The organism is Streptomyces sp. NPDC015032 (genome assembly GCF_043080425.1).
Classification (GTDB): Bacteria; Actinomycetota; Actinomycetes; order Streptomycetales; family Streptomycetaceae; genus Streptomyces.
Genome location: NZ_JBIBVN010000043.1, coordinates 13,661 through 32,391, shown reverse-complemented (window position 1 = coordinate 32,391; position 18,731 = coordinate 13,661). Strand labels below are relative to the sequence as shown.

The window sequence follows — 18,731 nt, the reverse complement described above, 5'->3', positions numbered from 1 at the left end:
GCGTACGTCACACGATCGTGGGACGCTGGTGTGAGCGGTGAACCGCCGCAGAAGCGTCGATCTACGCTCCTTTGACAGGCCACAGAAGAAGGGACTCGCGATGACCGCCGCGATGGTCGAGAACGACCAGGCCTCTGAGGGTCGCCCGTGGGACTACCTGCTGCAGACATGGCGTGAACTGGACGTGCCCGAGGGGTGGCGCGCCGAGATCGACGAAGGGCAGATCGTCTTGGTACCTCCGCCACACGCGCATCACAACGGGATTGCTGAGTTGGTGCAGTTTCACCTGTATCGGGCAGTCCCCGAGGGACTGGGCATCTATCAGACCCTTGGCGTGCACGTCGCGCCACTGGACAAGCTCTATGTTCCTGACCTAGTGGTCATGCCGCGCATGCTGATCGCGGCCGCCGACCCGGAGGCCAGCGATCCGATGGACGCGTCGGATGCACTGCTCATCGTCGAGATCACGTCGAAGGGCAATGCCCGGGACGACCGGACGAAGAAGTACCGCGCCTATGCGCGCGCGGGAGTGCCGATGTATCTGCTGATCGACCGGTTCGACACGCGTGGGGCGATGGCCACCGTGTTCACCGAGCCGAACGAGGACGGGACGTACAAGCACTCCGACCCGGTGCCGTTCGGCAAGCCGCTCACGCTGCCGGAGCCCTTCGGTACGACGCTCCGCACGGAGGAATTCCCGGTCTGAGCGGGCATGGAAGCAAGGAGAGGGGGCGGCACCCGGCCATCGGGTGCCGCCCCTCATTCGTATCCGTACGCAGGGATCAGACCTCGGCCGGTTCCTTTGCCGGGCTGTCGGGACCGGTCGTCGGGGACGCCGGGCCGCCCGTTGCCGCGACCGCGGGGGCTGCCGGTTCCTGGGAGACGTTGAACTCCGTCAGCAGGTCCTTGCTGAAGCCGAAGAAGTACGTCGCGAGGAATCCCGCGAGATAGCCGACCAGCAGGCCGCCCGCGTAGATCGCGATCGTGGTGCCCAGGCCGTGGTTGCCGTCGAGGAGGGGGAACAGGGCCCAGCCGGACGGGCCGATGGCCGTGGAGCCGACCTTGTCGCCGAACTGGTTGAACAGGCCGATGAAGCCGCCGCCGAACGCACCGCCCACGCACGCCGTGATGAACGGGCGGCCGAGCGGGAGGCTGACTCCGTAGATCAGCGGTTCGCCGACGCCCAGCAGGCCCGCGGGGAGTGCGGACTTGATCGTCCGGCGGATCGATCCGTTGCGGGGAAGACGGAAGTAGACCGCCGCGGCCGCACCGACCTGGCCGGCACCCGCCATCGCGAGGATCGGGAGCAGGACCGTGTAGCCCTGCTGCTCGATCAGAGTGGTGTGGATCGGGATGAGCGCCTGGTGCAGGCCCAGCATCACCAGGGGCAGGAAGAGACCGCCGAGCACGAAGCCCGCACCCGCGCCGCCGTTGGAGAGCAGCCAGTCGGCGAACGTACCGATGGCGGTGGAGACCTCACCGGCCACGTACATCAGACCGAAGATCGTCACCAGGCCGGAGACCAGGACCGTGAGGGTCGGGGTGACCAGCACGTCCAGGGCCTCGGGCACCCAGCGGCGGCACCACTTCTCCACATACACCGCCAGTACCGCCGCACCCAGTGCGCCCAGCACACCGCCCTGTCCGGGGGAGAGCTTCTGGCCGAACGCCTCGATGTTCGCGACGCCCGGGAAGACGATGATCGCGGCGACCGCACCGCCCAGGATCGGCGTGCCGCCGAACTCCTTCGCCGTGTTGAAGCCGACGAACACGGCGATCAGCGCCATGAAGCCGGACGCCATCGCGGCCAGCGCGGGCGTGACCGATGTCAGCCAGCCGAGGTTCACCAGCAGGCCGTTGAGACCGGCGATGATGCCGCAGCCGATGAGCGCCGGGATCAGCGGGACGAAGATGTTCGCGATCCGGCGCAGGAACAGCTTGAACGGGGTGGCGTTTTTCGCCTTCCGCGCCGCCTTTATCGCTGCGCCCTGGGCGGCGAGCTCGTCCGCCGAAACCGAAGCCGGGGCGGGGGAGGAGGCGGAGGCATCGGCAGCGGCGGGTTCGGGAGCTGCTGCCCTGCCCTCCTCCACCAGCTGTTCGAACTCCGGCGTGACCCGGGCGACGGTGCCCGGGCCGAGGACGATCTGGTACGTGTCGTCCTCGACCACGCCCATGACGGCGGGTACTGCCTTCAGGGCCTCGTCGTCGACGAGCGAGCGGTCGTGCAGGCCCAGCCGGAGCCGGGTCATGCAGTGGGCGATGGAGCTGACATTGGCGGCGCCACCGACGAGCGGAAGGATCGCGGCGGCGGTGGCGCGGTTCTTGTCTTCTGTAGCCATGGTGCGTGGTGCCTTGCTGTGCGGGGATGCGGGGTGGAGCTGGTGGGTCAGGTGGTGCGGGGGGTGGCGGTGAGGGCGGCCCGCAGATGGCCGCCGGACGCGGCCAGAAGGTCCGCGGCCGTGGGGCCGTCGACCTGGCCGAGGATGGTGAGGATGGCGTTCTTCACCTCGCCGTCGGTCGCGGCGAGGGCGGCCTCGATCTCCTCGTCGGACGCTCCGGTGGCCAGCGAGACGATCCGGCGGGAACGGGCGCGCAGCTTCTCGTTGGAGGCGCGGACGTCGACCATCAGGTTCCCGTACGTCTTGCCGAGCCGGATCATCGTGATCGTCGAGAGCATGTTGAGGACGAGCTTCTGGGCCGTACCGGCCTTGAGCCGGGTGGAGCCGGTGAGCAGCTCCGGGCCGACGACGATCTCGATGCCGTGCTCGGCCGCGGCGCCCAGTGCGGAGTTTGCGTTGCAGGACAGGCCGATGGTCAGTGCGCCCTTGGTACGGGCGTGCTCGACGGCGCCGATCGCATACGGCGTACGGCCGGAGGCGGAGATGCCGACCACGGTGTCGTCGGCGGTGAGGTCCAGGGCATCGAGGTCGGCGGCGGCCAGCTCCTTGCTGTCCTCGGCGCCTTCCACGGCCTGGACCATCGCCGACGGGCCGCCCGCGATCAGGCCGATGACCTCGGAGGGGTCGGTGTTGAAGGTGGGCGGGCACTCGCTGGCGTCCAGGACGCCGAGCCGGCCCGCGGTGCCCGCGCCCGCGTAGATCAGCCGGCCGCCGCGGGCCATGCGCTCGGCGGTGCCGTCGATCGCGGCGGCGATCTCGGGCAGCCGGGCGCCGACCGCGGCCGGGACGGACCGGTCCTCGCTGTTCATGATCCGGGCTATCTCAAGGGTGTCCAGGCGGTCGATCTCGGCGAGCTCGGGCCGGAACGCCTCGGTGGTGAGCGTTTCGAGCTGGGCGCGCAGTTCCCCGTATCCGTCGGGGGCGGTGTCGGCGTCGGTGGTGGAGGTCATGGGGAGCGGCTCTGCTTTCTCGGTCGCGTACTCGTACGGCTCTACGGGTGCGGGTGGGGGTGCGAGTGGAGGTCGGTTCGGGCCGGGGTCAGCGGGGGCGTGGGGTGTGGCGGTGGGCCAGCGCCTCGTAGGAGGCGGCGAGCGCCGGTGCGGCCGTTTCGTATGTGCGCTGCGCGACGCCTATGAACAGGCAGTCGACGACGAGCAGTTGGCTCGTACGGCTCGACATGGCGGCGGGCCGCAGCTCGCTCTCCCGGGCGGTGGACGTGGTCAGCACGTGGTCCGCGTACTGCGTCACGGGACCGTCGGGGCGGCCGGTGATCGCGATCGTCGTCGCACCGCGGTCGAAGGCGACCCGCAGCGGCTCGATGACATCGACGGTGGAGCCGGAGTGCGTGATCGCGATGGCCACGTCGCCGGAGCGGAGCTGGACGGCGTTGGTCACGGCGAGGTGCGGATCCGTGTGGGCGTGCGCGATCAGGCCGATACGGGCCAGCTTCTGCGCCAGGTCCTGGCCGACGAGGGACGAGGCGCCCACGCCGTAGATGTCGATGCGCCGGGCGGTGGCGGCGGCGGACACCGCGGCACCGAGCTGGACGGTGTCGAGCCCCGCGGCCGTGTCGGCGAGGGTCTGCTGCTCGTCGTAGGCCAGCTTGGCGACCACATCGGCGATCGGGTCGTCGACCGCTATGTCGGCGGTGACGGAGGGAGCCCGGCCCGACTGCTGGTGCGCGGCGAGCCCGGCGAGGGCGAGGCGCAGATCGCGATAGCCGGGGTAGCCGAGGAGGCGGGCCGTGCGGACCACGGTCGCCTCGCTGGTGCCGGTGAGTTCGGCGAGACCGGTGACCGTGAGGGCGGCGCAGGCGGCGGGATCACCGGCGACGGCCTCGGCGACGCGCTGCATGGAGCGGGTCATGGACGGTGCGAGCGTACGCACCTTGGCCGCGAGGGCCGCCGGGGCGGGCGGAGAATCAGCGCTGAAACTTTCCTTCACGTCATTGGTCACCTTTGAAAGATATTTTCAACCCGGTTGCCCGTCAACCCCCCTTTGGTCCCTGCTTCCGAGCCAGTGGTCCCTACCTCTGAAGCAGCGGCCCCTGCCTCTGAAGCGCGGAATCGGCAGGGGCGGGCGAGGGAGGCGGTGTGCGGGCGGGGTGACAATGGGCCCATGGAGATGAACCCCCTGGAACAGGCGTTGCACACGGCCCGCGCGCTGATCATGGCCGATCTGGCCGCAGGCGATGTCGCCGATGCCGGGATCGTCTCGCTGGTCGAGGACGCGGTGACCCACCGCCGCTGGTGGGTCGAACAATGGCCCGACGGTGCCTCGTTCATCGTCGGCCTCGTCGCGCAGGACGTGCAGGACGCGTTGCTCGAACGGTACGGGCGCTGGCCGCTCTGCCCGGTCTGCGACGCGGGCGACCCGCACGCCCTGGACGTCGAACCGGAACTGGGCCCGGACCCGCACTGGGTCTGCACCAAGGCCGCCGTGGCCGTCGCGCCGGTCGGTTCGCTGAGCGGGATAGTGCGGCGGTGACGGTCTACATCGACCCGCCGGACTGGCCGGGCCACGGGCGGTTCTGGTCGCACCTGGTCAGCGACGTCTCCTTCGAGGAGCTGCACGCCTTCGCGGCATCCATCGGCTGCCCGCCGCGCGCTTTCGAGCGGGACCACTACGACGTACCGGAATCCCGGTACGAGGATGCGGTACGGGCCGGGGCGCGGCAGATCGGCTCGAAGGAGCTCGTCCGCCGGATCACGGAGGCCGGTCTGCGGCGGCCCAAGGGTCGTCCAGCGCCCACCGGTCGTCCCGCCCCCGTCGGCCGCCCCGCTTCCGGCGGCTGACGAGGGCGCGCCCGCGGGGCGGCCCGCGCCGTGCGTCGCGTTGTGCCGTGCGTCGCGCCGCGTTGTGCGTCGTGCAGTGCGTCGTGCGTCGCGGCTCAGACCGCGGAGGCACCAGCCCCCGCGGAGGCTCCCGACACCTCGCCGGACGCCCCCGACGACGCCGCGACGGGCGACCCGGTCACCCGCCGCGAACTGCCGCCACCGCTGTGCAGCCGCAGCGAGAGGACCACGGCCGCCAGCGCCAGGACCGTCATCGCCGCCCCCGCCCACGCGGTCGCCGCGAAACCGAAGTCGGCGTCGATCACCGTGCCGCCCAGCCAGGGGCCGCCCGTGTTGCCGAGGTTGAACGCGGCCGTCGTCGTCGCCCCGGCCAGCGTCGGGGCGGCGCCCGCGACGTTGAACATCCGGGCGTTCAGCGCCGGGGCCGTGTAGAACGCCGACACCCCCAGCAGGAACGAGAGCACGATCGCGGCGACCTGGTTCGACGCGAACAGGGCCAGCGCGACCAGGAAGACCGTCGACGCCGCGGTGCCGCTCATCAGCACCCCGAAGAGATGCGCGTCCGCGACCCGGCCGCCGATCGTCGTACCGACCAGCGCGCCGATCCCGAACAGCGCGAGCACCGTCGGCACCCAGCCGGAGTCCAGCCCGGCGACATCCGTCAGCAGCGGGGACAGATAGCTGAACGCGCAGAAGACACCGCCCGCCGCGAGTGCCGTGATCACGATCGACAGCCACACCTGCCGGTCCCGGTAGATGCTCATCTCCCGCTTGACCCGCGGCTTCTGCTCCGGCAGCGGAATGCGCGGGATCAGGGTCGCCACTCCGATCAGCGCCACGGCGGACGCGGCACCCACGGCCCAGAACGCCGACCGCCAGCCGAGGTTCTCGCCGAGGAAGGCTCCCAGGGGCACGCCCAGCACATTGGCGATCGACAGACCGCCGATCATCACGGCCATGGCACGGGCCCGGGCGTTCACCGGCACCATCGCGATGGCGACCGCCGCCCCCACCGCCCAGAACCCGGCGCAGGCGAAGGCGCTCACGACACGGGACGCGAAGAGCACCTCGTACGTCGGAGCCAGCGCGCCCGCCACCTGGCCGAGGCCGAAGACGGAGATCAGGGCGATGAGAGTGGTGCGGCGAGGCAGCCGGAGTGTGGCCACGGCGAGCAGCGGGGCGCCGATCACCATGCCGATCGCGAAGGCGGATATGAGCAGTCCGGCCCGCGGTATGGACACGTTCATGTCGTCGGCGATGGGCGGCAACAGCCCGGAGAGCATGAACTCACTGGTCCCCAGGGCGAAGACCGAGAGCCCCAGAATGTAGACGGCAAGGGGCATACGTGAGCGTCGAGCGGCAGAGTCGGGCATGACAGCTGCCAACAGTGGGCCGGGCCACCGCATTCCCGCCACCGGCGTATTCCGGCAACCGTCCCCTCCACGAGCTCGACGCCCGCCGCCCCGCCGGCGTACCGGCTGTTCAGTGGCCGAGCAGCTCCAACTCGGTCGACAGATTCTGCCGCGCCCGGGGTTCCCACCGGTCCGCCCCGTGCGGTGTACGGAACAGCCGCGGCAGTCCGAGCAACTGGCGCAGTACCGTCGCCCGTCCCTCCCGGAACGCGTCATCGGGCACGAAGCCGTACTCCTCCCGTACCTGCGCCGCGTACGCCGCGTACTCCCTCGGGGGCGCCGCCAGGATCGCCAGGTCCGCGTCGCACAGCACCTCGCCGTTGGCGTCGCCGTCCGCCGGATCATGGGCGACGGTGAGCCGGACGAGCCGGGCGACCTCGGCCGTGACGTTGTCCGGCACGCCGGCTTCCGGAAGGGCACGCTCGGCGAGTGCGGCGCTGCGTTCCTCGTTCTCGGACCGGTCGGGCCGGTAGACCGCGTCGTGGAACCAGGCGGCGAGTCGCACGGCCTGCGCGTCGGTCGCGTACCCGGCGAGCGTGTCGATGCGGTCGAGCACCGCGACCAGGTGCGCGGTGGTGTGGTACCGCCGCTGCGGTTCGGCCCAGCGTGCCAGGAGGTTGTCGGCGTACGGCCGAGGATCGGGGACGGGCGCGCCGCCCCGGACGGCGACGAGGGCGGCGTGCCAGCGGTCCCGCAGAGCGGCGTCGGCGCTGCCTGCCTCGTGGCCACGGCTTCCGCTGCCGCGTGGGCTGTCGGTCGTCATGGCACGACCCTAAGGGCTGTTCCGTAGCCCCGGCAGGGCGTGCGGCGTCCGGCTCCCTGCACACGCCCGACCGTCCGAAGACCGGGGGTTGCCCGGTCGTCGGTGCCGTGCGCGAAACCGCACTCGCGGGTGCGGCACCGGTGGTGCCGGGAACCCGGGTGCGGTTCGTGCGGGCGGGCCGCTGACCGGCCCCGGACGTCGCCGTCCTGTTATGCCGCCGCCCTGAACCCCCGCAGCCGCAGCGAGTTGCCGACCACGAAGACCGATGAGAACGCCATCGCCGCGCCCGCGATCATCGGGTTGAGCAGCCCGGCCGCGGCGAGCGGGAGGGCGGCCACGTTGTAGGCGAAGGCCCAGAACAGGTTCGTACGGATGGTCCCGAGCGTCCTGCGGGAGAGCCGGATCGCGTCCGCCGCGGCCCGCAGGTCCCCGCGCACCAGGGTCAGGTCACCGGCCTCGATCGCGGCGTCCGTGCCCGTGCCCATCGCCAGGCCCAGGTCGGCCTGGGCGAGGGCGGCCGCGTCGTTGACGCCGTCACCGACCATGGCGACCGAACGGCCCTGCGCCTGGAGCTCCTTGACGACGTCGACCTTGTCCTCCGGCATGACCTGCGCGTACACCTTCTTGATCCCGACCTCGGCCGCGACGGCCTCGGCCACCGCCCGGTTGTCGCCGGTGAGCAGGATCGGGGTCAGGCCCAGGGCCCGCAGCCGCTCGATGGCCTTCGCGCTGGTGTCCTTCACTGCGTCGGCTACTTCGAGGACCGCCCGTGCCTCGCCGTCCCAGGCGACCGCGATGGCCGTCCGGCCGGCGGCCTCCGCGTCGGCCTTTCGCCGGGCCAGCTCCGCCGGCAGGTGGATCTCCCACTTGGCGAGCAGCTGCTCGCGGCCGACGAGGACGGCGTGGCCCTCGACGATCCCCTGGACGCCGAGTCCGGCGATGTTGGCGAAGTCCTCGGGCGCGGGCAGGGCGGCGCCGGTGCGTTCGGCGGCTCCGGCGGCGACGGCCTGGGCGATGGGGTGCTCCGAGGAGTGCTCCAGGGCGCCCGCGAGCCGCAGCACGTCGTCCTCGTCCGTACCGTCCGCCGTGTGCACGTCCAGCAGGGTCATCCGGCCGGTGGTGACCGTGCCGGTCTTGTCGAGGACGATCGTGTCGACGCGGCGGGTGGTTTCCAGGACTTCCGGGCCCTTGATCAGGATGCCGAGCTGGGCACCGCGTCCCGTGCCGACCATGAGGGCGGTCGGGGTGGCGAGGCCCAGGGCGCAGGGGCAGGCGATGATCAGTACGGCGACGGCGGCGGTGAACGCGGCCGTCAGGCCCGCGCCGTTGCCGAGCCAGAAGCCGAGCGTGCCGAGCGCCAGGGCGATGACGACGGGGACGAAGACGGCCGAGATCCGGTCGGCGAGGCGCTGGGCCGCCGCCTTGCCGTTCTGCGCGTCCTCGACGAGCTTGGCCATCCGGGCCAGCTGGGTGTCGGCGCCGATCCGGGTGGCCTCGACGACGAGCCGGCCGCCCGCGTTGAGCGTGGCGCCGGTGACGGAATCGCCGACGGAGACCTCCACCGGCACGGACTCACCAGTGAGCATCGACGCGTCCACGGCCGAGGCACCCTCCACGACGGTGCCGTCGGTGGCGATCTTCTCGCCGGGCCGGACCAGGAACCGGTCGCCGACCTGGAGGTCGGCGGTCGGCACGGTCACCTCGCGGCCGCCGCGCACCACGGTGACCTCCTTGGCGCCGAGTTCGAGGAGCGCCTTGAGGGCCGCGCCCGCCTTCCGCTTGGAGCGGGCCTCGAAGTAGCGCCCGGCCAGGATGAACGCGGTGACCCCGGCGGCGGCCTCCAGATAGATGTTCCCGGCGCCGTCGCTCCGCCCGATGGTCAGCTCGAACGGGTGCGTCATGCCGACCATGCCCGCCGTACCGAAGAACAGTGCCCACAGCGACCACAGGAACGCGGCCGAGGTGCCGACCGAGATCAGCGTGTCCATCGTCGCCGCGCCGTGCCGCGCGTTGGTCCAGGCGGCGCGGTGGAAGGGCCAGGCGGCGTAGGTGACGACGGGGGCCGTCAGCGTCAGCGAGAGCCATTGCCAGTAGTCGAACTGGAGCGCCGGGATCATCGACATCGCGATCACCGGCACGGCGAGCACCACGGCGGTGAGCAGCCGCTGCCGCAGGGGCCGCAGCTCGTCGGCCTCTGCGGCCTCCGCGGCCTCGGGGGCGTCGGCGGCTCGTGCCGGGGGCGCGGGCTCATGCGCGGTGTAGCCGGTCTTCTCGACGGTGGCGATCAGATCCTGTATGGAGATGTCCTCGCCCCGGTAGCTGACCTTGGCCTTCTCGGTGGCGTAATTGACGGTGGCCTCGACGCCGTCCATCCGGTTGAGCTTCTTCTCGATACGGGCCGCGCAGGAGGCGCAGGTCATGCCACCGATCGCGAGCTCGACCTCTGTGGTGGCGCCGACGGCTGTGCCGGTACCGGTTGTGGCGGTGTGCGCGGACACGATGTCCTCCCTGGCGGCGGTTCATACCCCTAGGGGGTATGCGTTGCAGGTTCAGGTATACCCCCTACCCCTATGAAACGCAAGGGCGGATATGCCGCCGGGGTCCGGAGTGCGTGTGTCCGGTCGTCGGAAGTGCGTCTGACCTCACGTATCTTCACGTCGCACGAAGGCTGCGCCCTCGGCCTGCCGCCCCGTAGGCTGATTATTGGACTAGACCTGTTGTCGCTTCCTGGAGGATGGGGATCCCATGAGCAACCGTGCAGTCCTGGAGGTGATCGCTCTCGACGCGGAGGACGCGGTCGCCGCCCAGGCGGGTGGTGCGGACCGGCTTGAGCTGGTCACCGACATGGCGGCGGACGGCCTGACCCCGTCCCGCGCGACCTTCGCGGAGATCCGGGCGGCGGTGGACATTCCCCTGCGTGTGATGCTCAGGCTGGAGGACGGCTTCGCCGCGGGCGACATCGATGTGCTCGTCGCCACGGCGCGCGAGCTGCGGGCGGAGGGCGCCGAGGAGTTCGTCATGGGCTTCCTGGACGCCGAGCGCCATCCGGACCTGGTCGCCGTCGAACGGCTCGTCGCCGAGCTGGACGGCTGCCGCTGGACCTTCCACCGCGCGATCGACCGGGCCGCCGACCGGGACGCCCTGCGCAAGCAGCTGGCGGGCACGCCCGGCCTGGACACCTACCTCACGGCGGGATCGCCGAAGGGCGTCGACGACGGCATCCCGACGCTGCTCGTCGAATCGGCGCGCAAGGGCGAGCCCGGGTACGAACCACAGATCCTGGTCGGCGGCGGGCTCCGCCTGGACCACCTGCCGGAGCTGCTGGACGCGGGCATCGACGCGGTCCACATCGGCGGCGCCGCGCGCCCGCACGGATGGTCGGGGCCGGTGGACGTGGCGGCGGTACGGGAATGGCGGACGGTGCTCGACGCGTAGGGGCGGCGCTTGAGGTGACCCCCCGGGCCACGGGCTCGGGCCGCGGGCCCGGGGTCACCGGACGACCGGTTCCGTTGCCAAGCGCCGGACGTTCCGTCCCCAAGCGCCGGACGGGCTGGTGACTGCTGACTGCCGGACCGGCACCAGCCCGCCGCGGGCAACAGAACCGCCGCGCGGGCACCAGCCCACTGAGGCACCAGCCCCCTACCAGTCCACCGCCCCCTGCCCCCTGGCCTTTTCCCGTCCCCCCGCCGCACCGGCTACCGCACCAACTCGCCCGGCAGGTCCGCCGCGTGGACCACCGTCAGCCCCGAGACCGCACGCGTCAGCGCCACGTACAGCCGTCGGAGCCCCGTGCGCTCGTCGGGCTCGCCGTCCACCACCGCGGCCGGCTCGTCCAGAACCACGTAGTCGTATTCGAGGCCCTTCGCCAGCGACGCCGGGACCAGGGTCAGCCGGGACTCCGCGGTCGTCTCCTCACCGGGCGAGAGATACGTGTGCCCCGCGGCGGTCAGCGCGTCCGCCAGCACCAAAATCCGCGCGTCCGCCGCGATCAGGCCGATCGACCCCTCCCGTGTCAGCGACTCCTCGCACGCCGCCAGCACCGCCGCGTCCAGCTCCGCCGGACCGGCCACCTCCCGCACCTTCAGCGAACCCGGCGACTCACGCACCGACTCCACCGCCGCGAGGCCCGGCGAGATCACCGGGAGCAGCCGGGACGCGTACGCGATCACCTCGCGCGGTACGCGGAAGCCCGCCGTCAGCTCCTCCACCACCGCGTCCGACTTGCCGAGATGGTGGAGCGCCTGGGACCAGCTCTCCGTCGACCACGGCGTCGTGCCCTGCGCGAGGTCGCCGAGGACCGTCGCCGAGCCCGTCGTGCAGCGGCGGCCCACCGCCCGGTACTGCATGGGGGACAGGTCCTGCGCCTCGTCGAGCACGACATGGCCGAGCGAATGCGTACGCGCCACCAGATCGCTCGCCTCGTCGATCAGCACCGCGTCCGCCACCGACCACTTCGCGGACTTCACGCTGCGGGCCGGCCTGGTCCACAGGATCGTCTTCTGCTCGTCCTCGGTGAGCAGCCCGTCCGCGTGCGCGGCCAGGAACTCCGCGTCCGACAGCAGCCGCAGCACCAGCTTGGCCGGTTCGACGGCCGGCCAGATCGCCTTGACGGCCGCCTTCACGGCGGGGGTACGGGCCACCGCGTTCTGCACCCGGTCGTCGGGCGCCTCGCCCGCCTCCTCCATTCGGACCAGGACGGAGTGCGCGATCCGCTGCGGAAGCGCCTCGTGGGCGGCTCCGTACCGCATGTCCCGGGCCAGGAGTTCGGTGACGATCTCCTCCAGCTCGTATGCGGGCACCCGCCACCGCCGCGAGCCGCGCACCACCATCACCGGCTCCGTCGGCGGCGTCACATGCGAACGGATCGCCCGCCGCAGCACCTCCGCCATCCTGGCGTCGCCCTTGACGACGGCTGCGGCCGCCGAATCCGTGCCGCGCACCTCGATGCCCGTCGTCACCAGATCGTCGACGGTCGCCTGATTCACCGCCAGCTCGCCGAGGGCCGGGAGCACTTGCTCGATGTACTGGAGGAAGGAGCGGTTGGGCCCGACGACCAGCGTGCCGGTACGGGCGAGCCGCTCCCGGTGCGCGTACAGCAGATACGCGACACGGTGCAGGCCGACGGCCGTCTTGCCGGTGCCCGGCCCTCCCTGCACGCAGACCGTCCCGCCGAGCCCGCTGCGGACGATCTCGTCCTGCTCCGGCTGGATCGTCGCGACGATGTCACGCATCGGACCGACACGCGGCCGCTCGATCTCCGTCTGGAGGAGCTTGCTGGTCTGCGCGGCCTCGGTGGGGTCGGTGAGGTGCTCGTCCTCGTACGCGGTCAGCTCGCCGCCGGTGTAGCCGAAGCGGCGGCGCTGACCGACGTCCTGGGGGTCCTTCCTGGATGCCTGGTAGTACGGCTGCGAGACGGGCGCGCGCCAGTCGATCACCATCGGGTCGCCGTCGGCGTCGTGGACATGGCGGCGCCCGATGTAGAACTGCTCTCCCTCGGCGCCCTCGGCCTGCTCGGCACCGACCGGGTGCAGATAGTCCAGACGCCCGAAGAAGAGCGGGGTGTGGGTGAGATCGGCGAGGGACTTGATGCGCTCGTCGATCTGGGCCTGCAGTACGGCCGCGTTGACCCAGTTCGCGGTGACGTCGCGGATATCGAGCGCCTGGGCGTCCTCCCGCATGGCGCGCAACGCGGAACGGGACGCGGCGAGATGGGCGCGCTCGCGAGCCAGGGGATCGGTGGTGGTGTCGCTTTCGTGTTCGTGCGCGGGCACGGTGTTGCCTCCGGCTGTTCAACGCAGGACGGCGGACCGCACCTCGCCCCCGGTCACTGCTCGGGGCGATGCGGTCCGCTCGGGGATCGATCACGGGGTACGCACACAGGTGGTGCGTACGGCTGTCGGCCGGTTTCCGTCCGGCCGACGGCGCTCCCCCGGCTGCCGGCGATGGCCGGTACCACGGTGCGGGAGGCGGGCAGACCGGCGATTGTATCGACCGTCCTCGTCACGGTCGAACGGTTTTGATGCCGGGTCCAACCCGTAGGGGACGCCGTGCGACCGGAGACTTACACGCACCGCTTCCGGATTCCACCCGCGGGTCGATGCCTTCACGGACCGGGCGCAGCACCATGGATTACATGAGCACCGTAAGCCTGAATCCCCGCAGCACCGGCCCCGCGCACGGCGCGACCGCGGCCACCGGTCACCGGCACAGCCACCGCGTCGGCGACGCCCTGCGCGCCGTCAAGGTCTACGTCCGCGCCGCGTTCGGCGTGGCCGTCCTCGGCGAGTACGCCGAAGAGGCGGGCGTCCACCGAGGCGTTCACCAAGGCGCCCACCAAGGCGCCCACCGAGGCGTTAACCACCGCGAGCACTGAGTACGCAGAACCTCCCCGGTGTGAGTATCGGACCGGAGGTGTCCCGGCCCTGCCCCGCGACGGGGTAGCGGCGACGCGGATCGGTCACCGGCCTCAGTTGTCGGGGGCCAGCAGCTCGTCCGCGTCCACGATCCGGTACGCGTACCCCTGCTCGGCCAGGAACCGCTGGCGGTGCGCCGCGAAGTCCTGGTCGATCGTGTCGCGGGCGACCACCGAGTAGAACCGCGCCTCGTGCCCGTCGGCCTTCGGCCGCAGCACCCGGCCGAGCCGCTGCGCCTCCTCCTGACGCGAGCCGAACGTCCCCGACACCTGGATGGCGACGGTCGCCTCCGGCAGGTCGATGGAGAAGTTCGCGACCTTCGACACCACGAGGACACTGAGCTCGCCCTCGCGGAACGCGTCGAAGAGCTTCTCGCGCTGGGCGTTGCTCGTCTCGCCCTTGATCACCGGGGCGTTCAGATGCTCGCCCAGCTCGTCGAGCTGGTCGATGTACTGCCCGATGACGAGGGTCTGCTCGCCCCGGTGCTTGCGTACCAGCGCCTCCGTCACCTTCCGCTTCGTATCGGTCGTCGCGCAGAACCGGTACTTCTCCTCGGTCTCCGCGGTCGCGTACGCGAGCCGCTCCGAGTCCGTCAGATTGACCCGCACCTCGACGCAGTCGGCGGGCGCGATGTAGCCCTGCGCCTCGATCTCCTTCCACGGGGCGTCGAACCGCTTGGGCCCGATCAGCGAGAAGACGTCCGACTCGCGGCCGTCCTCACGCACCAGCGTCGCGGTGAGGCCGAGCCGCCGCCGGGCCTGGAGGTCGGCGGTGAACTTGAAGACGGGCGCGGGCAGCAGGTGCACCTCGTCGTAGATCACCAGACCCCAGTCGCGGGAGTCGAACAGCTCCAGGTGCGGGTAGACGCCCTTGCGGCGGGTCGTCAGCACCTGGTACGTCGCGATGGTGACCGGCCGGATCTCCTTGCGCGTACCGCTGTACTCGCCGATCTCGTCCTCGGTCAGCGAGGTCCGCTTCACCAGCTCGTGCTTCCACTGCCGGGCCGAGACGGTGTTCGTCACCAGGATCAGCGTGGTCGCCCTGGCCTTGGCCATCGCACCGGCCCCGACCAGCGTCTTCCCCGCACCACAGGGCAGCACGACCACACCCGAGCCGCCGTGCCAGAACCCCTCGACGGCCTGCTTCTGGTACGGCCGCAGCGCCCAGCCGTCCTCGGCGAGATCGATGGGGTGCGCCTCGCCGTCGACGTACCCCGCGAGGTCCTCGGCGGGCCAGCCCAGCTTCAGCAGCGTCTGCTTGATCTGCCCGCGCTCGGACGGGTGCACGGCCACGGTGTCCAGGTCGATCCGTGCCCCGACCAGCGGCTGGACCTTCTTCGAGCGGAGGATCTCCTCCAGCACGGGCCGGTCGGTCGAGGTCAGCACCAGGCCGTGCACCGGGTGCTTGGAGAGGGTGAGGCGGCCGTACCTGGCCATCGTCTCGGCGATGTCGACGAGCAGCGCGTGCGGAACGGGGTAGCGCGAGTACTGCACGAGCGCGTCGACGACCTGCTCGGCGTCGTGCCCGGCGGCGCGCGCGTTCCACAGCCCGAGCGGGGTCAGCCGGTAGGTGTGGATGTGCTCGGGTGCGCGCTCCAGTTCGGCGAAGGGCGCGATCGCACGACGGCAGGCATCGGCCTGGTCGTGGTCGACTTCCAGGAGCAGTGTCTTGTCGCTCTGGACGATGAGGGGTCCGGTCACGCGCGTCGGCCCTTTCTGCTGCGGGGACGGCCAGTAGCGGCCAAACGTCCAGTGTGCCGCATGCGGGCGCGGTGGTGCTGGGTGCCGGCCGGCCCGCCGGTCAATCCGCCCGGCGGCTGCCCCGTCCCTCGGGGAGCTGACCCAGGTATACGGCGCGGTGGGCGGTCTGCGCCAGTTGCCGGACGTCCTCGGTGAAGGTGTCGACGCGGATCCTGCGCCCGTCGTTCAGAGTGATGTCGCAGGTGAAGCCCACGCCGCGGGCCTCGGCCAGGAGGCGGTCGTCCCCGCCACGCGCGCCGACGGACGCGATGTCCTGCCACGGGATCAGGGTGACGGTGCCCGCCACCCGGTGGGTCAGCCCCCGCTCATGGACGTCGAAGCACTGCTCACGGGTGCGGAACGCCTGGACCAGCCGCCAGATCCCCAGGCCCAGCCCCACCAGCCCGACGCCGAGCAGCAGTCCGGCCAGCTGCGGCGCCCCGTGGGTGGTGCCGATCGACGCCACGGTCACCGGCACCCCGAAGGCCATGCCCACCGCCCCGACGACGAGCATGATTCCGGCATGCCGCAGCCGTCTGCCCCCGTCGGTACGGTGCTCGCGGACGAAACCCCCCAGTTGTCTGGCCACCTCGGTGCGCCGCATGACCTCCCCCTCCCAGCATCGTGGACACGTCAGAGTGTGCCCTTCCACCGGCCGGCCCACCCCCGATTCGCACGCACTGCCGCGCCCGGCGGTGGCGGGTGGCCGGTGGCGGCCGGCAGGGGGATGCGCCGGGGGTCACACCGTCTGGTCGTCGGCCAGTTCGGCGACGCCCGTGATCCGGTGCAGGGGGTATGTGCGGACCTCGTCCGCGGTGTGGTCGTACGCCGTGACGAAGCCGCCCTCGACCCGGACCGGGGCGATGACGCGCTGGCTGGCCGCCCCGTCCGCGTTGACGTAGCCGATCCAGAGCGCCGAGCCGGTCATCGCGGCGGCCTGCACGGTGGCGAGGGTCTCGGCCGGGGCCGTACGGGGCAGGGAGCCGGCCGGGGCGTCGGGGGCGTCGGCCGGGTCCTTGCGGGCCACCGTGGCGGCCGTGTCCCCGGCGCGGATCGCCCGTACCGCCGCACCGAGCAGGGTGGCGTCCGGGACCGGAGGGCCCTCGGGCACGGGGGTGGGGGCCGTGCGGGGCGGGGTGCGACGGGTGCCCGCGCGGGTGATCAGGACGTCGCCCTCGGCGGACTCCGCGGCCGGGGCGTAGCCCATCTCGCGCAAGCCGTCGAGCAGGGACGCCGGGTCGACCTGGGCGGCCAGGGCCGTCGGTGCGAGGCGGCGCAGGCGCAGGGTGGCCGAGCGCTTGTCGGCGAGGATCTCGTTCAGCACGGCCTCGTCGTCGCAGCGTACGTAACTGGAGGCGGCGCCGATCCGCAGATGGCCGTGGCGGCGGGCGACGTCGTCGATGAGGTAGCTGAGCGGCTGCGGCACCGGCGTGCGGCTGTGGGTGGCGAGGAACGCGTGCAGATCGGCCGCGGACCGTCCGGTGTCCAGGGCGCGGCGGACGGACCCGGGGGTGAACCGGTAGACCGTGGCGCCGCCCTTCGACTCGACGTCCGCGAGGGCGGAGAGCATGTCCGCCAGGGGGCGCTCCAGCGGGCCGGGGGCGACGGCCGTCAGGTCGGCCTGGAGCAGGACGTGGTCCAGCGGCTCCGGGATGAGGGGTGCGAGCAGCGCGGCGGCCTCGGCGGGCCCGGGGCCGAGCAGGGCGCGGGTGGGCGCGGCGAGCGCGCCGCGCCCGGTGATGCCGAGGAGCTCGGATTCGTTGAGCGTCCACAGGGCGATCCGGGACCGCAGATCGGTGGTGTCCCCGGCGGAGGCGGAGGCGCCGCGCAGGGGGCGTTCCCAGCGGAGGCGGGCGAGCACGGTCTCCGGGTCGGGGGCGGTGCCCGGTTCCAGGGCGGCGAGGAGGGCGAGGATCCGGTGGCGTACCTCGGGGGCGGCGGAGCGGTCGAGGTCGGGGCCGAGGGCGGACAGGGCCCGGCCCTTGGCGTCCTGGCCGCCGACCAGTCCGGCGGTGCGGGTGGCGGCGAGCCAGGCGGTGGCGAGGAGTACCCAGCGCTCCTGGGCGGGGAGTTCGGTCCAGTCGTCGTACGCGGGCGTCGGCGCGTACCGCTCGTCGGCCTCGCCGTCGGAGGCCAGCAGCCCGGCCGCGTAGGCGAGTTCGACCCAGAACGCCGCGACCGGCTCGGGGACGTCGAGGGCGGTGGCGGTCTTCTTCAGGTCGCGGACGCTGAGCCCGCCGGCGCGCAGTATCGCGGGGCCGCCGCCGTCCCAGCTCTTCAGCAGCTCCTCGACGGTGGTCACCGCCAGGAACGCCTGACCGGCCGCGGCACTGTCCACAGCCTGGGGATCACGGACCGCGACCGCCTCCACGGCGGGCGGCCGGGGCTCCGGTACGCGGTGGGCGCGTCCGGCCCGCAGATGCAGGGCGGCCTCGCGCGGCAGCACCACGGTGCGGGTCGATACGGGCAGCAGCAGTCCGTGGTCACGCAGCCATTTCACCGGCGGCGTGGGGTTCGGGGTCACTTCCCCGTACGGCGGTCCCCACACCAGCCGGTCCAGGACGGACAGGGCCTCGGCGGGGGCGGTGTCCAGCAGCTCGCCCATCCCGGCCCGGTCGGTGAAGAGCGCGGACAGGGAGGTCACGGCGGAGACTGGGTCATGGGTGGCGGGCAGTCCGGCGGCCGCCAGGATCTCCTGGAGCCGGCCGGGCGACATTCCGGCGGTCGCCTCCGCGACGGTCGGGCCGAGACCGGTGGGGGACGGGTGCTGCGGGGACGGCGCGAGAAGTTCGCGCGCGGTGCGTACCAGCCGCAGCCGGTCGTCCTCGCCCCAGACGAGGGCCTGTTCGCGCAGGGTGGCCAGGGCGGCGGGCAGCGCGTCCACGATCGCCGTGTCCGCCTCGCCGCGGTGCTCGCCGTCGTCCCGGCCGTCGCCGGTGAGGAGGCCGAGCAGCGTCTCGTACGGGGCGGGGTCGGGGGCAACGGCGAGTGCCTCGGCGGTCTGCAGGGAGAACCGGTCGAGGTGCTCCAGCGCGCGTACCACGGAGGCACGCGTGCCGGCTCTCGTCGCGAGCTGGGTGATGTCGCCGGGCACGGGGGCGAGGAGGTCGGGGCGGGCACGCAGCAGCACCGCCAACGACTCGTCGTCCCGGGCGCGGAGAGCTTCGGCGAGCGTCCGCGGTGGTGTGGTCATCCCCATCCGTCCCACGG

At 72.2% G+C, this 18,731-nt stretch carries 14 protein-coding genes and 1 pseudogene; 5 read left to right on the top strand and 10 right to left on the bottom strand.

What is annotated here, in order from left to right; translation table 11 throughout:
- The first annotated feature begins 100 nt into the window (after positions 1 to 100).
- Positions 101 to 706 (top strand): Uma2 family endonuclease, encoded by a 606-nt coding sequence (locus tag ACF08M_RS35540; RefSeq protein ID WP_392189412.1) that lies wholly within the window; start codon positions 101 to 103, stop codon positions 704 to 706.
- Positions 707 to 782: 76 nt separating this feature from the next.
- Here the strand turns inward: ACF08M_RS35540 and ACF08M_RS35535 are convergent, their stop codons facing one another.
- From ACF08M_RS35535 to ACF08M_RS35525, 3 genes are all read right to left on the bottom strand, one after another.
- Positions 783 to 2,339, bottom strand: a complete 1,557-nt coding sequence (locus tag ACF08M_RS35535) for a PTS transporter subunit EIIC (RefSeq protein WP_392189411.1) — start codon at positions 2,337 to 2,339, stop codon at positions 783 to 785.
- A 47-nt stretch (positions 2,340 to 2,386) separates the two neighbouring features.
- On the bottom strand, positions 2,387 to 3,349 hold the full coding sequence (murQ, locus tag ACF08M_RS35530; protein WP_392189410.1) for an N-acetylmuramic acid 6-phosphate etherase: 963 nt from the start codon (positions 3,347 to 3,349) through the stop codon (positions 2,387 to 2,389).
- A gap of 88 nt (positions 3,350 to 3,437) precedes the next feature.
- On the bottom strand, positions 3,438 to 4,355 hold the full coding sequence (locus ACF08M_RS35525) for a MurR/RpiR family transcriptional regulator (protein ID WP_392189409.1): 918 nt from the start codon (positions 4,353 to 4,355) through the stop codon (positions 3,438 to 3,440).
- Positions 4,356 to 4,517: 162 nt separating this feature from the next.
- On the opposite strand from ACF08M_RS35525, the gene ACF08M_RS35520 reads away from it, so the two are divergent.
- Complete coding sequence (locus ACF08M_RS35520) at positions 4,518 to 4,886, top strand: hypothetical protein (protein WP_392189408.1); 369 nt, start codon at positions 4,518 to 4,520, stop codon at positions 4,884 to 4,886.
- Entirely contained in the window at positions 4,883 to 5,194 is a 312-nt protein-coding gene (locus tag ACF08M_RS35515) for a DUF4031 domain-containing protein (protein ID WP_392189407.1), read from the top strand. Before ACF08M_RS35520 ends, ACF08M_RS35515 begins: the two co-directional genes overlap by 4 nt.
- A gap of 95 nt (positions 5,195 to 5,289) precedes the next feature.
- Here ACF08M_RS35515 and ACF08M_RS35510 read toward each other — a convergent pair whose 3' ends face one another.
- From ACF08M_RS35510 to ACF08M_RS35500, 3 genes are all read right to left on the bottom strand, one after another.
- The gene (locus tag ACF08M_RS35510) at positions 5,290 to 6,537 is read right to left on the bottom strand and encodes a Cmx/CmrA family chloramphenicol efflux MFS transporter (protein WP_392189406.1); all 1,248 of its coding nucleotides are present in this window, start codon (positions 6,535 to 6,537) and stop codon (positions 5,290 to 5,292) included.
- Positions 6,538 to 6,676: 139 nt separating this feature from the next.
- Positions 6,677 to 7,369, bottom strand: a complete 693-nt coding sequence (locus tag ACF08M_RS35505; RefSeq protein WP_392189405.1) for a hypothetical protein — start codon at positions 7,367 to 7,369, stop codon at positions 6,677 to 6,679.
- A 209-nt stretch (positions 7,370 to 7,578) separates the two neighbouring features.
- Positions 7,579 to 9,867: a heavy metal translocating P-type ATPase gene (locus ACF08M_RS35500; RefSeq protein WP_392189404.1), complete on the bottom strand. Its 2,289-nt coding sequence runs from the start codon at positions 9,865 to 9,867 to the stop codon at positions 7,579 to 7,581.
- A gap of 247 nt (positions 9,868 to 10,114) precedes the next feature.
- On the opposite strand from ACF08M_RS35500, the gene ACF08M_RS35495 reads away from it, so the two are divergent.
- A complete protein-coding gene (locus ACF08M_RS35495; RefSeq protein WP_392189403.1) occupies positions 10,115 to 10,804 on the top strand; it encodes a copper homeostasis protein CutC in 690 nt (229 codons plus the stop codon).
- 260 nt (positions 10,805 to 11,064) lie between these two features.
- Here ACF08M_RS35495 and ACF08M_RS35490 read toward each other — a convergent pair whose 3' ends face one another.
- Complete coding sequence (locus ACF08M_RS35490) at positions 11,065 to 13,140, bottom strand: HelD family protein (protein WP_392189402.1); 2,076 nt, start codon at positions 13,138 to 13,140, stop codon at positions 11,065 to 11,067.
- Between the two features lie 362 nt (positions 13,141 to 13,502).
- Here ACF08M_RS35490 and ACF08M_RS35485 point away from each other — a divergent pair.
- Positions 13,503 to 13,682, top strand: a pseudogene (locus ACF08M_RS35485) (hypothetical protein); the annotation flags it as partial.
- A gap of 153 nt (positions 13,683 to 13,835) precedes the next feature.
- Here ACF08M_RS35485 and ACF08M_RS35480 read toward each other — a convergent pair.
- From ACF08M_RS35480 to ACF08M_RS35470, 3 genes are all read right to left on the bottom strand, one after another.
- Positions 13,836 to 15,482 carry a DNA repair helicase XPB gene (locus tag ACF08M_RS35480; protein ID WP_392189401.1) on the bottom strand — a complete coding sequence of 549 codons (1,647 nt, stop codon included), beginning with the start codon at positions 15,480 to 15,482 and terminating at the stop codon, positions 13,836 to 13,838.
- 100 nt (positions 15,483 to 15,582) lie between these two features.
- Positions 15,583 to 16,125, bottom strand: a complete 543-nt coding sequence (locus ACF08M_RS35475) for a hypothetical protein (protein ID WP_392189400.1) — start codon at positions 16,123 to 16,125, stop codon at positions 15,583 to 15,585.
- A 135-nt stretch (positions 16,126 to 16,260) separates the two neighbouring features.
- The gene (locus tag ACF08M_RS35470; protein ID WP_392189399.1) at positions 16,261 to 18,720 is read right to left on the bottom strand and encodes a helicase-associated domain-containing protein; all 2,460 of its coding nucleotides are present in this window, start codon (positions 18,718 to 18,720) and stop codon (positions 16,261 to 16,263) included.
- Positions 18,721 to 18,731: the final 11 nt, after the last annotated feature.